Raw genomic sequence first — 14,398 nt, forward strand, 5'->3', positions numbered from 1 at the left:
TTACCAGCCGGCTTCCGGTCACCCGCGGACTAGGCGCATGCTTCCCAAGAATTCGTGAATGGACCTCTCCTCCTCCCCCCTCGACGGCGCCGTATCCGGCAGTGCCCTGACCACCCTCGCCACGCCCGAGGAGGCGGCGGCGTTCGACGCGTTCCTGCGCGACGCCCCCTTTGCCGCCTATCAGCAGACGCGCGCCTGGGCCGCGGCGGCGCCGGCGTCGGCCAGGCGCGGATGGCGCTGGTTCTTCCATCATGACGCGCACGGACCGATCGGCGCGGCGGTGATCCGCACCACCCGGCTCGGCTTCGGCCGGTGGCTGGCCACGATCCAGCGCGGGCCGGTCGTCCACGATCCCGCGCGCTTCGCGGAAACGCTGTCCGCGCTGCTCGACGCGCTGCGCGATGCCGGCTGCTGCACCGTGCAGCTGGCCCCGCGCGTCCGCGGTCGCGCGCTGCCCGTCATGACCGAGGCGCTGCGCGGCTACGGCTTCGCCCCGCTTCCGCACGACCAGCAATCGCTGCATCAGGCGACCGGCATCGTCTGGCTCGACAAGCCCGAGGAGGATGTGCTCGCCGGCTTCCGCCAGCGCGCGCGCCGTGCACTGCGCAGCGCGCAGAGGGCCGGCATCACGGTGCGCACCGCCACAGGCGCGCGCGATCTCGCCGCCTACCAGCGCGTCCTCGACGACTTCGCCGCCGCGCGCCCCGGCTACGACATCAGCGGGCAACCCGACGCGCACGGACAGGCGGCGCTGGTCGCGGCATGCGGCGGCGACCTGCTGCTCGCCGAGCGCGACGGGGTGGCGATCGGGGCGCACGGCTTCGTGCGACAGGCGGACGAGGCGATCTGGCTGTCGCTCGCCACCAGCGATCGCGACGGCGTATCGCCCGGCTATCCGCTGTTGTGGGAGGCGATGCGCCGCGCCCGCGCGCAGGGGTGCGCCGGCTACGACCTCGCGGGACTGCCGCTCGACGAACCGCAGGACGCGGGCGAGGCCGGGCGCGCGCAGTTCAAATCGGCCTTCGCTCCCCATCGCCGCGTGATGCCCCCGATGCAGATGGCGGTGCTCGATCCGCTCGCGCACCATCTGCTGTTCGGCGCGCGACAGGCGTATCGCGCCTGGCGCCGCCGTGGCTGACGCCGCGGTCGCCCCGCCGCGCACGCGCAGCTCGCTCGCCACGCTGGCGCGCTCCGCCGGGCTGGTGGCGGCGATCCGCGGGGTCGACACATTGCTGTCGTTTCTCGTCTCGGTGCTGCTCGCCAACCGCTTCGGCGCGTCGGGGCAGCTCGACGCCTTCTTCCTCGCGCGGCGCACCACGGTCGGGTTCGCGGATACGATCCGCAAGCTGGTGGGCCAGGTGGCGCTCCCCCCGGTCATCGCCGCCGCCGATCGGGGCGCGCCGCTGACGCTCGCCATCCTGCCACGCCGGCTGACGTGGTTCTTCGCCGCGTTCGGCATGGTGATGCTCGCGGGCATCCTGATCCCCGGCGTCCTGGTCCACCTGTTCGCGCCGGGCTTCCGCGGCGCGCAGCATGCGCTGACCGCACGGATGATGGCGATCATGATGCCGCTTCTCCCGCTCGCGGTCATCGCCTCGCTGCTCGCCGCGGTGCTTCAGGCACGCCGCCGCTACGGCCTCAGCGAGGGCACGAACCTGCTCCAGCGCGCGCTGCTGGTGCTGGTGCTCGCGCTGCTGGTCCCGCCGCTCGGCATCGTCGCGGGTGCCTGGACGATGCTGGCGAGCGGTGTCGTCGGCTTCGCGATCCTGCTCGCGGGCGCCTGGTCGATCGTGTGCCCTGCGCGGTCGGCGCCGGATGCCCCCGCCGCCGCCCTGCCGACCCCGGCCGTCGGCGGCGGGCTGCTCGCCGCGGTCGTCCTCAACGGCTATTTCCAGGCGTCGTCGCTCATCGACTTCGCCTTCGCCTCCACGACCGCGGATGGCGGCGTCGCCGCGCTCGAATATGGCGCGCGGCTCGTGTCGCTGATCCCTGGCCTCGTCATGTCGAGCCTCGCGACCGTGCTCGCGCCCGAGCTGATCCACGCCGTGCAGCAGCGTGACCGCGCCGCCGCCGCCGCGGGGATCGAGCGGTTCCAGCGCCTCGTCCTCTTCGCGCAGGCGCCGGTATCGGTCGGCATGATCCTGGGCGCGCCGCTGATGGTGGCGGCGCTGTTCGGCCACGGCAAGTTCGACGCCGCCGCCATCGCCTCCGCCGCCGCCTGCACCGCCGGCTATGCCGCCGCCGCGGTGTTCCTGGCGCCGATGAGCGCGATCACCTCCGCCATCTACGCCGATCCGCACCGTCCGTGCCTGCGCGACCTGACCGTCATCGCGGTGCTGGGCCTTGCGCTCCGCGCCGGTCTGGTCGGCATCGCCGCGCCGGTCTGGGGCGCGGGCGGCATCGCCTGGGCCGCGGCGGGTGCGACCGCGCTCACCTTCGTCGTCGCGGAAGCGGTCGCGGTGCGCCGCTTCCACCATTTCCACCTCGCGCGCCAGTTGCTCGAACTCGCCCGCTGCCTCCTCTGTGCCGCGGTCGCCGCGCTGGCAGGGTCTGCGCTGCTGGCGCTGCTCCCCGCACCACGCAGCACGGTCGCCGAACTGGCGCTGCTCGGCCTCCTCGGCGCCATCGTCGTCGCCGGCTACGCCGCCGCGGCCCTCGCGCTGCGCGTACCGGAGGTCGCCCAGCTGCGCGCGCTCGCCCCCGCGCTGCTCGCCCGCCACAAGCGCCGCCGCGCATGATCCGCCCATGATCCGTATCGCCTTCCTGCTGCCGCACCTGCGCGCGGGCGGCGCGGAGCGGGTCGTCGTCAACTGGGCCAACGCGCTCGACCGCGCCGACTTCGCCCCCGTCGTCATGCTGGGCCGGGTCGAGGGCGACTTCCTCCCGCTGCTCGCTCCCGACGTGCCGGTGATCGCATTGGGCGGGCGGCGCGCGCTGACCCGCCCGTGGCGCATCGCGCGCGCGCTCGCCGCGCACCGCATCGACCTCGCCTATTCCGCCACCAGCGCGATGAACCTCGCTTCGCTCGCCGCGCCGACGCGCGTGCCGCGGATCGTCTCCGAACACACGCCCCCCGACGCCTTCGCGCGCGAGGCGAAGTGGCCGCTCGCGCGCCGCATCGCCACCGCCGCGCTCCATCGCCACGCCGTCGCGATCGCCGTGCCCACCCCTGCCATCGCGCAGGCGATCCGCCACGCCCGCGTCGCGGTCATTCCCAACCCCGTCCTCGCCGACGCCCCCGCCCCGCTCCCCCCCGCGACACACGGCCGGCGCCTCGTCGCCGCCGGCCGCCTCGTCCCCGCCAAAGGGTTCGACACCCTCATCGACGCCATGGCGCTGGTCCCGGGCGCCACGCTGACGATCCACGGCGACGGCCCGCTGCGACGCGACCTCGCCCGCCGCATCGCCGACCGGCAGTCCCCCGTGACCCTCGCCGGCCACACCGCGCACCTCGCCCCCGCGCTCGCCGACGCCGACCTGTTCGTCTCATCCTCCCGTCGCGAGGGCTTCGGCAACGTCCTGATCGAGGCGATGGCGCAGGGTACCCCCGTCCTCGCCACCCGCGCCGGCGGGCCCGAGACGTTCATCGATGACGGCGTGAACGGCTTCCTCGCCGACCCCGATGACGCAGCCGCACTCGCCGCGCGCATCGCCGCGCTCCTGGCCGACGCCCCGCGCCGCCACGCGGTGCGCGCGGCCGCGCGCGTCACCGCCGCGCGCTACACTATCGGCACCTCGACCGCACAGTTCGCCGCGCTGGCACGGGCCATCGCGGGTTAAGGGTAAAGTTACGCGCGGCTGCGATAGCCGGCGCATGCGTCGCCTCCTTCCCTGCTCTCTCCTTCTGGCGCCGGCCCTCGCTCTTGCCGCCTGCGCCGGCCCGGTCCGCTACGCCCCCGCGCCGCAGGTCGCGTTGACGGCCCCCTCGCTCGATCTCGCCCGCGCCGCCTCGCGCATGGTGGAGGCACGGCTCGATCAGGACGGCGATTTCCACGCCGGCGACCTCGTCCGCCTCACCTTCCCCTACACGCCCGCGCTCAACACCGATCAGCGCGTGGCGCTGTCGGGTGCGATCAGCCCGCCGCTGCTCGATCCCCTGCCGATCCGCGGGCTGACCACCGCCATGCTCCAGACCCGCCTGCGCGCCGCCTATGCCGCGAAGCTCGCACGGCCGGAGGTCTCGGTCGCGCTCCTCGAATACAATCGCCCCCCGCCCCCGCAGGAGATCTTCGTGCTGGGCGAGGTCGCGAAGCCCGGCAATTTCCCCTACCGCGACGGCACCACCCCGTTCGAGGGGATCGCGCGGGCTGGCGGCGGCAACCGCGACGCCGACCTGTCGCGCGTCGTCGCGCTCACCCCGATCGGCGACCGGCTGGAGGCGCGGATGCTCGACCTGTCCGCCACGCTTCACGGCGCGACCACGCCGGTCGACTTCCTGCCGCCCTATACCGTCCTGATCGTGCCTCCCACCGCGATCGCGCGCGACGTCGACCGCGCGCGCCAGATCCGCCAGATCATCGGCTTCAACGGCGTCAACATCGGCTCCGCGATCCAGATCGTGCAGCCCTGATGGGGATCGGCGCGACCTATCTGCGCATCGTGCTCTCGCGCTGGCGGCTGCTGAGCGCGATCGTCGTCGCCTGCACGCTCGCCGCCTGGGGCGTCAGCACCTTCTACCTCGCGGCCAGGCCGAAGTTCCAGGCCGCGGCGCGGCTCAACATCACCCCCACCGCGGAGGAGCTGGGCTATGCGACGCACTTCGTGCGCGGCAGCACCTTCGACGGCGGCGGCGTGCTGCTCGGCACCTACGGCGAATTCGCGCACACCCGCCCGGTCGTGGCGCCGCTGGTCGACCACTGGATGGCGGATCAGGCACGCGCCGCGAGCAAGGACCTGCCCACCTGGATCGCCGCCAATTCACAGCCCAATCCCCTCTCCCCGTCGCGCATCTGGGCGATCCTCAACTACGGCGAGGCGCCGATCGTACCATTGCGCGAACAGCTGATCGCCGCGCTGGTGAAGGGCACCACGATCGAGACGGTCGAGGGCACGTACCTGCTGCGCCTGTCGGTCGAATGGGACGACGCCGCCTCCGCCGCCTGGTTCGCCAACGCGCTGTCGGACGCGATCATCGCGCGCGCGGTCCGCGAATCGCGCAGCAGCGGGCAGCAGCTCGCCGGCTCGCTCGAACAGCGCCTCGATGCGAAGCGCGCCGCGCTCGCCGCTACCTTGCGCCAGTCGCGCGATCTCAAATCCTCGATCGGCGTCGTCGATGTCGATCGCCAGAAACAGTCGCTGTTGGAGGCGCGGCTGACCGAACAGGCGCAGCTCACCACCGACCGCGCCACGCTCGACTCGGCGAAGAGCCAGGTCGCCGCACTGCGCCGCCAGGCCGGCGGCAAGCTGTCCTCCGCGCAATCGGTGCTGGAACAGACGCTGGCGGTCGAGGCGCCCCGCGCCGCCGGGCTCGAACGCTCGGTCGCGATCCGTCAGGCGCGCATCGGCCAGCTCGACCGCCAGATCGCATCGCTCGGCGGCTACGAGGATCGCATCAAGGCGCTCGACGATCAGGCCGCGGCCCTCCAGCAGGAGGTGACCGCGCTCACCGAACGCGTCAGCTTCAGCCAGACCGACAATCTGTCCAACGGCCCGCGTATCCAGCTGATCGAGCGCGCCGTCCCGCCGCTGACGCGCAGCAGCCCGAAGGTCTTCCTCAACACCGCGCTCGGCTTCGTCGCGGGCTGCGCGCTGGCGGCCTGTGCGCTCTTGCTGCTCGGCCCCGCCATTCCCCGTGAAGCCACGGTGGAGGTGGAGGTGGAGGCGGAGGTGGAGCCGGAGACGCGCGCTTCCGCCGACGTCCACCCGATCAGGCCGCCCGCGCCCGCCATGGGTCGCCCCATCGTCGCGGGCAACACCGCGCTCGCCCGCGCCCCCGCGACCGTCCACCACCTCTTCCCGCACCCGCTTCCCGCGCCCGTCGACGGCGCCACCTATGCCGCCGCGGAACTCGCCGCGGTCATCGCGCTCGTCGAACCCTGGCTCGGCGCGCTGCCGACGCAGGGGACGATCGCGGTCGGCGCGCTGGACGACGCGCAGGCGGCACAGTGGCTGGCGCAAATCGCCTATGCGATGGTCCGCGACCGCGCACCGAACCTGCGCGTCGTCGATGCCACCCGTCCCGACGCGGACCGCCCCGGCGGCGGTCCCGCCTTCCTGTATCTGGGCGCGACCGACCGCGACGCGCTGGATCGGCTACCGCGCGACACGTATCTGCTGCTCGCCGCAGACGGGCCGGTATCCGACGAACTGCCGATCGCGGCCCATGTCGTCCGCTTCCACGGTTGACGCGCACGGCGGCGTGACGGGCAGCGCGACCGCGCAGGTCCGTGCGCTCGCACTCGTGCCGCTGCTGGTCTATGCCGTCCTCACCCAGCTCGATGCGCTCGGCAACCGCCTCTCCGCCTATTCGCCGATCGGCACCACCCCGCTGCTGCTCGGCGCTTTGGTCGCGGCGACCGGCGCGATGCTGCTGCTGCCCGGCGCATCGCGTCGCCTGGGCGAGACGATGGGCGCGCGGCTGGTCGCCGCCCTGTTCTGCTGGGCCGTGTTCTGCTGGGCGCTGTCGCGCCACCAGTCGGAGGGGCTGACCTATCTCGGCAAGCTCGCCGCCGCGCTGCTGCCGGCTTTCTGCCTCTTCATCATCGCCGACACGCCCGTACGCCTGCGCGCCGTGCTCTGCGCGATCGTCGCCGCGGGTGCCGTCTCCGCCGCGATCGTGCTGGTCGAGCATCACACCCACGCGCGCCTCCTTTCCACCTCGGTCGCCGCCACCACCGCGGGGTTCGAGGGCGTGGCCCGCTCCGCCGGCGGTTCGGACGAGAATCCCACCACCGCGGCGCAGATGCTGCTGGTGTCGATCCTGATCGCCGCCGCCTGGCTTTTCTCCGGCGAGCGGCGCTGGCGCTGGCCCCTCGCCGCGCTCGTCGCGGCCGGTGCGCTGGCGCTCGTCTTCATGTCCGCCCGCAGCGCGCTGATCGGACTCGCCGCGGGCGCCGCGCTGATCGCGCTGGGTTTCCGCCGCCGCGGCTTCTTCCCGCTGCTGGTCGTCGGCGGCATCGTCGCGCTGCTCGGCGCCGTCCCCTTCCTGCCCCCCACGCTCGTCGACCGCTTCACCGCGATCGGCGACTTCGGACAGGATCCGACGCTCTACCGCCGCATCAGCTACCTGCGCATCGGCTGGGACCTGTTCCAGCAATCGCCCGTATGGGGGGTCGGCCCCGGCAACTTCCCGCTCTATTACGTCACCGACGCCTATCGCTGGATGCCCGGGCGCGAGCCGTTCCCGCGCGAGCTTCACAACACCTATCTCGACGCCGCGACGGAGCTGGGCGCGATCGGCTTCCTGCTGTTCGCCGCGACGCTCGGCCATGCGCTGCGCGCCGCCTGGCGCGGCGCGGGCAGCATCGACCCCGTCCTGCGCCGCACCGCGCGCGCCGCCGGCATCGCGCTCGCCGGGCTGATGGTCGCGTGCTTCTTCATGCCGCACAAGGACCTGCGCTATCTGTGGCTGATCGCCGGAATCGCGATCCAGTCCGGGCGGCTCTCATCCCGTCCAGGAGAAGCCGCGTGAAGCTGGCCGTCATCGTCACCGAATTTCCGAAGTCGACCGAAACCTTCATCTACCGCGATCTCACCGCCTTCCTCGCCGCCGGGGTGGAGGTGCGGCTGTACCACATCGCCCCCTGGCGCCATGGTCAGCCGCTCCACGGCTTCGCCGCGCCGCTCAGGGAACGCGTGCGCGACATCGGCTTCTGGCAACCGGGCGCGATGCTGCGCGCGCTGCGCCCCGCGGTCCTGGCGGGGGTCGCGCAGATGCTGTGGGCCTATCGCCGCCACCCGAAGATCGCCGCCAAGTCGCTCGCGATGCTCCCCAAGGCGCTGGCGATCGCCGCCGATGCGCGCGCCTGGGGTGCGACGCATGTCCATGCCGAGTTCGCGGGCCATCCCGCCACCGCCGCCTGGCTCGGCCGCCGCGCGGGCGGGCTGCCCTATTCGGTCAGCTGCCGCGCGCACGACATCTTCCGCACCCAGGCGCTGTTGCCGCAGAAGCTGGGCGAGGCCGCCGCGGTCCGCACCGTCAGCGACTTCGGCCGCGATTTCCTGCGCCGCACCGTCCCGGTCCTCGCCGACCGCGCGGTCCACGTCATCCATTCCAGCGTCGACGTCGCCCGCATCGCGCCCGTGGAGACACCCCCGTCGCGCGATCCCTTCCGCATCCTCTACGTCGGCGCGCTGGAGCCAAAGAAGGGCGTCGCGCACCTGCTCGACGCGCTCGCGCTCGTCGGCCCCGCGCTCGGCGACTGGCGCTGCGAATTGATCGGCCACGGCCCCGATGCCGACGCGCTACAGCGCCGCGCCGCCGCCCTGGGCCTGTCCGAGCGCGTCCGTTTCCGCGACGCACAGCCGTTCGAGGTGGTGGCACAGGCCTATGCCGACGCCAGCGTCTGCGTCGCCCCCAGCGTGATCGGCCCGAACGGTCGGCAGGAGGGCATCCCGAACGTCATGATCGAGGCGCTGGCCTATCAGCGCCCCGCGATCACCACCGCGATTTCCGGCATCCCCGAGCTGATTCGCGACGGCGACACCGGCCTGCTGATCCCCCCCGGCGATCCGCGCGCGCTCGCCGACGCCCTCCTGCGGGTCCACCGCGATCCGCACGCCGCGCTCGCCATGGCCCGCCGCGGCCGCGCGCATGTCGAGCGGGAATTCGACCTGGCGAAGAACGCCCGCCGCCAGCTCGACCTGTTCTTCGGCTGACGTGCTCCTGCGAACGCAGGAGCCCAGGGTTGGGGAGTGCCCTCGGGCGTTGATCCGCAAATCTAGTAGGCGCTCCGCTCACGCTCCCGCCCCAGCAGCCGCCGCGCGGTCGCGGTCGCGCTCTTGGCCACGCGGTGCGCGGTCACCTTCGCCGCATCCGCGGCGCGATTCTCGCCCGGCGCTGCCGGCGTCCAGCCCACCCGGCGCAGTCGCTGGTTGACGCGGTGTAGCCGCGCCTCGCCGTCGCTCTCGTCCGATCGCCACGTGATGCTGAACGATACCGACCGCGTCGGCCCGTTCTGCACCCAGTGCGGCGCCTTCACCGGCACGTACACCGCGTCGCCCGGCGCCAGCCGGTGATCCTGCGCCTTCGCGTCGAACGCGGGGTCGTGCCGCATGTTGCGATGCCGCCCGCCGCGGTGGAACGCCTCGTGCACCTCCGCGGGCACGATCGACAGGTCGCCGGCGGGATAGACGCGCATCGTCTTCGTACCCGCGATCTGGAGCAGGATATTATGCTCCGGGTCCATGTGGAACGGCGTCACCGAGTTCGGCGACGACAGGAAGATGAACGCCTCGCGCCGGCGACAGGCGCCCGTCCGCGGCTCCGTCACCGGCGCCAATTCTCCCAGGCACGCATCGATGAGCGCGGCATAGGCCGGATCGACGTCGACCTTCTTCAGCACCATCCAGCAGCCGTTGTCGTCGATCGTCCGCACGATCTCCCCCACCGGCATCGCCGCGCGGCGGACCCCGGCCGGGTCCTGATCGACCGCCAGATTGCCGAAGCTGTGCTCGACATGGCTCTCGGGCAGCCGCTCCGCCAGCTGTGCGAGCGCCTCCTGCGCGAACAGCGGATGGTCGTGGAGGCGGTGCCGCACGGCAGCCGGCCCGCCGGGATACGCGGCCGCGAACGCCTCCAGCCCGCGCGGCGCGAAGCAGCGGTGATCGGTCATGCCTGTTCCCTCCTGTTCGCGCGACGCCGCCGCCACGCCTCGATCCCGCGGCACATCAGCCGCGACCGCACGTTGTCGAACGGGACCGCGAGCGAGACGATCGTGCGCCGCGCCGGCCACAGCCGGTCGATCATCGGATGGCCCGCGCGCGCGCAGCTATCGGCCCGCGCCAGCCCCCGCACGTCCAGCGCGTGCTCCAGATACGCCATCTCGATCAGCACGCCGGGCGAGAAGGCCGCCCATTCCTCGTCATAGGCGATCTTGAGCTGGAACGACTCGTCCCCGCTTTCCACATTGGCCAGCATCGCGATCGTCGCATCGCCCACCGTCATCCGGTGGAAATCGAGCGCACCGCGCGCGTGCGCGTCCGTCAGGATCGCGCGGAAGCATCGCTCCGTCGCCGGATCGGCTGCCGCCGCCACCCCTTCGCGCCCCTTCCAGCCAGAGGTTTCGAGCGCGAACAGGGTGTCGATCCACGCGCCCGCGGCCTCTTCCGGCGCCAGTCGCTCGAACCGGAGCGCGCCCCGCTCCGCCAGTCGCGCGCGCAGGCGGCGATGTTCCTTCAACACCTTGCCGCGAACGTGTCGCGCCGCGTGTTCCGCACTCGACAAACCACGCTCCAGCACCGCGCGTTCATAGCGCCGCGTCACGGTGCAGCGCGTCATCGCCATCAGTGCTCGCGTCGACGCGCTGTCCGCATCCAGCGCCGACAGCCGCAGGAAATGCCCCGGCCCCCGCGCCAGCACCGGCAGCGCGGCGCCCCAGAACGCCTGCTCCCGTCCGCCACGTACCAGCGGCTCGCCCAGCGCCCGGACGCGCTGGTCCCAATTCTCGACGCTGAGCGCGATACCGCCCTTCCGCCGCGTCGCGATCGGCAGGACACCCAGCAGCGCATCGCCGTCACGCACCGCCAGCAGACGGGGCGTCCCGGCCTCGCGAAGGCCGCGACATGCCGCCACCACGTCGCGGCGATAGAAGGGATTGGCCACCACCGCCTCGTCGGCCAGCGAATCCCACGCCCCTGCGATCGTGTCCCACCCGCCTTCATCGATGATCGCAGCCGTCACCATGCTGGCCGCACTAGGCGCGAAAGCTCACCAATCGGTTCACGCGCCCTTGGTTGCCCGGCGAAGGCGAGACCCTTGCAAGAGTGTCAACCGTGCTCCTGCGCAGGCAGGAGCCCAGGGTTGCAGATCTCACAAGGCGTTGCTCTGCGTGGCCCCGGGCTCCTGCCTCCGCAGGAGCACGGCGTGGCTCGGCGCCGCTGCACTCCTATCGCCAACGTTCCGCGAAGGCCGGGGTACAGGCCGCGGCCCATCCCCAGACCGCCCCGTACCTTGAGCCTCTCGCCAGCCACCCGACACCCCCCCTTCACCCCGGACCTGTTCCGGGGCCCCGCTTCGTCCGCGCCATCGCCCGGAATAGCCCCTCACCAGCGACATCAACGAAAAGGGCGGCCCGTCGCCGGACCGCCCCTTCGTACCATCGGCCGGACCGACACGCCGTCGGACATCGTCGGCCATGCCGACGCTGCCGCCCGCCGTGGCGACCTCGTGGATTGGGTGGGCAATCCACGAGCGCCCACACCTTAGCGCTTCGAGAACTGGAAGCTGCGACGTGCCTTCGCGCGGCCGTACTTCTTGCGCTCGACGACGCGCGGATCGCGGGTCAGGAAGCCCGCGGCCTTCACCGGCGCGCGCAACGTCGGCTCGTACTTGGTGATCGCCTGGCTGATGCCGTGCTTCACCGCGCCGGCCTGACCCGACAGACCGCCACCCTTGACGGTGCAGATCACGTCATACTGACCCTCGCGCTCGGTGATGCCGAACACCTGGTTGATGACCAGACGCAGCGTCGGACGCGCGAAATAGATCTCCTGATCGCGACCGTTGATCGTGATCTTGCCCGAGCCCGGCTTCAGCCAGACGCGCGCGACCGCATCCTTGCGGCGGCCGGTGGCATAGGCGCGACCGTATTTGTCGAGCTCCTGCGCGCGCAGCGGTGCGCGCTGCACCGGCTCGTCGGTCTGGCCCGACAGATACGCCTCGGCGGAGGTGTCGGCCTGCTCGACCGCGGTCTCGCGCTGCTGCTGGAGCGCCGCGCCCAGATCGGAGAGGGACTGGCGGTTGTCGGACATTATGCGCCCACCTTGTTCTTGCGGCTCATGGCCGCGATGTCGAGGACTTCGGGGTTCTGCGCCTCGTGCGGATGCTCCGCACCGGCGAAGATGCGCAGGTTGCGCATCTGCTGGCGGCCCAGCGGACCGCGCGGGATCATGCGCTCGACGGCCTTCTCGAGCACGCGCTCGGGGAAGCGGCCCTCCAGCACCTTGGCAGCGGTGATGCCCTTGATGCCGCCGGCATAGCCGGTGTGCTTGTAATAGACCTTCTGGCCCAGCTTGTTGCCGGTGAAGCGCACCTTGTCCGCGTTGATGACGATGACGTTGTCACCGCAATCGACGTGCGGGGTGAAGCTGGGCTTGTGCTTGCCGCGCAGCACGTTGGCGATCACGACCGCCGCACGCCCGACCACCAGGTCGGTCGCGTCGACGATGTGCCACTTCTTCTCCACCTCGTGCGGCTTGGCCGCCTTGGTGGTCTTCATCAGCGCCTTCATGGGGCCAGTGACCTTATATCCGCGTTCAAAACGAAAAGACGCGCCATCCCGCCGGACGTGCGCGCCGCTGCGGCTGCCAATGCCGATGGACGGCTGCGAAGTCAAGATTCCCGGCGCATTCCTGACGGGTATTATGATACCGCAGGCTTGATCGTCACCGTCACCTCGTTGCGCAGCACCCCGCCGTCCGACGCCGTGGAGGTGCGCTTCTCGACCGTCTCCAGCGACAATCCGGTACCGCGGTCGATCGTGCGACGGCGGAACAGCGTCACCTCGGAGGCGCCCTGCGCGGTGTCGATCGTGCCGCTGGCATCGATCTCCAGCACGGTACGCGCGCCCTGCCGCGCAGTCCGCTCGGTGCCCGCAAGCGTCCCCGTGCCCGTCGCCCCGGCCGGCAGCGCCACCGCGCGCACGCCCGGCGCGCGATCGGCATCGCCTGCCCCCAGCACCGCCAGCAGCGGACCCGCCAGCGCGGCGTCCCGCTCCGCCGCGCCGGTCGCGTCATGCACCCGCAGCGCCGCCGCCCGTGCCGCATCCGGCGACGGCCCCGCGATCACGCCGCGCAGCCGCGCCCAGGCCGCGTCCGCTTCGCGTACGCGCACCATCTGCCCCGCCGCATCCAGCTCGACCGCGATCGGCGCGGCCAGCGTTCGCACCAGCGCGACATAGGGGGAATGATCGCCGCGGCTGTCCTCCACCCGCGCCGGGTCGACCGCCATCACCGCCACATAGCCCTTGCCCGCGCGCTCGAACCGCACGCGCCGCGCCGCGCGCAACGTGCGCACGCCGCGGCCGTCGTCCCGCACCTCGACACGGTCGAGCCACAGGTCGCGCCCCACCGGCGGCGCGAAATGCGCGGCGGCGGGCGCGGCGACCAGCAGCGTCGCCGGCAACAGCCATACCGCCGCCCGCCTCACCGCCCCCGGCCTCACCGCCCCCGGCCTCACCGCCCCCCGCCTCACCGACGCGGTGCACCCACCGCATGCGCCGCCGTCACCGCCGCGATCAGCAGCAGCGCGGCATTCGCCTGATGCGCGACCGCGATGACGATCTGCACGCCGCTGAGCAGCGTCGCGATCCCCAGCAGGATCTGCACGCCCACCAGCGCCACCAGTACCCCGGCCACCCCGCCGGCTCGCGCCGCGCGCGCGCGCAGCGCCAGCCACACCAGCGCGCCCGCCGCGACGAAGGCGAGCCAGCGGTGGATGAACTGCACCACGATCGGATTGTCGACCGCGTTGCTCCACGCCGGCGACAGCATCGGCACGCCCGCGGGGAAGAGCGCGTCGCCCATCAGCGGCCAGCTGGAAAAGGCATAGCCCGCGTCCAGCCCCGCGGTGAACGCGCCGAAGACGATCTGCACCGCCAGCGCCGCCAGCGCGAGCGCCGGTCCGCCGCGCAACGCCGCGGGCCGCGCCAGCGGATTGACCGCCAGCAGCCGCAGGTCGCGCGCGGTCCACACGATCCCGCCCAGGATGAACAGCGCGGTCGACAGATGCACCGCCAGCCGGATGTGGCTGACGTCGGTGCGCACCGACAGGCCCGATGCGACCATCCACCAGCCGATCGCGCCCTGCAGCCCGCCCAGCGCCAGCAGCGCGCTCAACCGCCAGCCATAGCCGCGCGGGATACGCCGCGTGACCGCGAACCCGATCAGCGGGATCGCGAACGCCAGCCCGATCACGCGGCCCAGCAGGCGGTGGACATATTCCCAGAAGAAGATCGCCTTGAACCCGGCCAGCGTCATGCCGCGGTTCAGCTCCTGATACTCCGGGATGCGCTGGTAGTTGGCAAACTCGGCCTGCCACTGCGCCTCGTTCAGCGGGGGGACGATCCCGCTGATCGGCTTCCACTGCGTGATCGACAGCCCCGATTCGGTCAGCCGCGTGATGCCCCCGACCACCACCATCGCGACGATCAGCGCCGCGACGAGGTGCAGCCAGCGCGCGATCGCGGCGGGGCGGGTGGACACAGAAAATCCGGGGCTGGCCTGAAGCATGGCCCCCCTT

The 14,398-nt window shown here is 72.4% G+C and carries 13 protein-coding genes; 7 read left to right on the forward strand and 6 right to left on the reverse strand.

The window, feature by feature from the left end; all coding sequences use genetic code 11:
• Positions 1-58 precede the first annotated feature (58 nt).
• From PGN23_RS13975 to PGN23_RS14005, 7 genes are read left to right on the forward strand one after another with little or no spacing between them, the layout of a single operon-like run.
• Positions 59-1,138 carry a lipid II:glycine glycyltransferase FemX gene (locus PGN23_RS13975; protein WP_335303571.1) on the forward strand — a complete coding sequence of 360 codons (1,080 nt, stop codon included), beginning with the start codon at positions 59-61 and terminating at the stop codon, positions 1,136-1,138.
• Positions 1,131-2,738, forward strand: a complete 1,608-nt coding sequence (locus PGN23_RS13980; RefSeq protein ID WP_335303572.1) for a lipid II flippase MurJ — start codon at positions 1,131-1,133, stop codon at positions 2,736-2,738. Before PGN23_RS13975 ends, PGN23_RS13980 begins: the two co-directional genes overlap by 8 nt.
• A gap of 7 nt (positions 2,739-2,745) precedes the next feature.
• Complete coding sequence (locus PGN23_RS13985) at positions 2,746-3,780, forward strand: glycosyltransferase (protein ID WP_335303574.1); 1,035 nt, start codon at positions 2,746-2,748, stop codon at positions 3,778-3,780.
• A gap of 34 nt (positions 3,781-3,814) precedes the next feature.
• A complete protein-coding gene (locus PGN23_RS13990) occupies positions 3,815-4,570 on the forward strand; it encodes a polysaccharide biosynthesis/export family protein (protein ID WP_335303576.1) in 756 nt (251 codons plus the stop codon).
• Positions 4,570-6,345 carry a hypothetical protein gene (locus PGN23_RS13995; protein WP_335303577.1) on the forward strand — a complete coding sequence of 592 codons (1,776 nt, stop codon included), beginning with the start codon at positions 4,570-4,572 and terminating at the stop codon, positions 6,343-6,345. The genes PGN23_RS13990 and PGN23_RS13995 overlap by 1 nt, the downstream gene beginning before the upstream one ends.
• A complete protein-coding gene (locus tag PGN23_RS14000) occupies positions 6,323-7,630 on the forward strand; it encodes an O-antigen ligase family protein (protein ID WP_335303579.1) in 1,308 nt (435 codons plus the stop codon). The genes PGN23_RS13995 and PGN23_RS14000 overlap by 23 nt, the downstream gene beginning before the upstream one ends.
• Positions 7,627-8,817, forward strand: coding sequence for a glycosyltransferase family 4 protein (locus PGN23_RS14005; protein WP_335303581.1), 1,191 nt, complete (start codon positions 7,627-7,629; stop codon positions 8,815-8,817). Before PGN23_RS14000 ends, PGN23_RS14005 begins: the two co-directional genes overlap by 4 nt.
• A gap of 62 nt (positions 8,818-8,879) precedes the next feature.
• Here the strand turns inward: PGN23_RS14005 and PGN23_RS14010 are convergent, their stop codons facing one another.
• From PGN23_RS14010 to PGN23_RS14035, 6 genes are all read right to left on the reverse strand, one after another.
• Complete coding sequence (locus PGN23_RS14010; protein ID WP_335303583.1) at positions 8,880-9,773, reverse strand: cupin-like domain-containing protein; 894 nt, start codon at positions 9,771-9,773, stop codon at positions 8,880-8,882.
• Complete coding sequence (locus PGN23_RS14015) at positions 9,770-10,843, reverse strand: GNAT family N-acetyltransferase (protein ID WP_335303584.1); 1,074 nt, start codon at positions 10,841-10,843, stop codon at positions 9,770-9,772. Before PGN23_RS14015 ends, PGN23_RS14010 begins: the two co-directional genes overlap by 4 nt.
• Before the next feature lie 518 nt (positions 10,844-11,361).
• A complete protein-coding gene (gene rpsI / locus PGN23_RS14020; protein WP_335303585.1) occupies positions 11,362-11,910 on the reverse strand; it encodes a 30S ribosomal protein S9 in 549 nt (182 codons plus the stop codon).
• Positions 11,910-12,389 carry a 50S ribosomal protein L13 gene (rplM, locus tag PGN23_RS14025; protein WP_335303587.1) on the reverse strand — a complete coding sequence of 160 codons (480 nt, stop codon included), beginning with the start codon at positions 12,387-12,389 and terminating at the stop codon, positions 11,910-11,912. The genes rpsI and rplM overlap by 1 nt, the downstream gene beginning before the upstream one ends.
• A gap of 131 nt (positions 12,390-12,520) precedes the next feature.
• Complete coding sequence (locus tag PGN23_RS14030) at positions 12,521-13,306, reverse strand: hypothetical protein (RefSeq protein ID WP_335303589.1); 786 nt, start codon at positions 13,304-13,306, stop codon at positions 12,521-12,523.
• A gap of 41 nt (positions 13,307-13,347) precedes the next feature.
• A complete protein-coding gene (locus tag PGN23_RS14035; RefSeq protein ID WP_335303591.1) occupies positions 13,348-14,388 on the reverse strand; it encodes a COX15/CtaA family protein in 1,041 nt (346 codons plus the stop codon).
• Positions 14,389-14,398 lie beyond the last annotated feature (10 nt).

The sequence above is a fragment of the Sphingomonas adhaesiva genome, from assembly GCF_036946125.1.
Classification (GTDB): domain Bacteria; phylum Pseudomonadota; class Alphaproteobacteria; order Sphingomonadales; family Sphingomonadaceae; genus Sphingomonas; species Sphingomonas adhaesiva_A.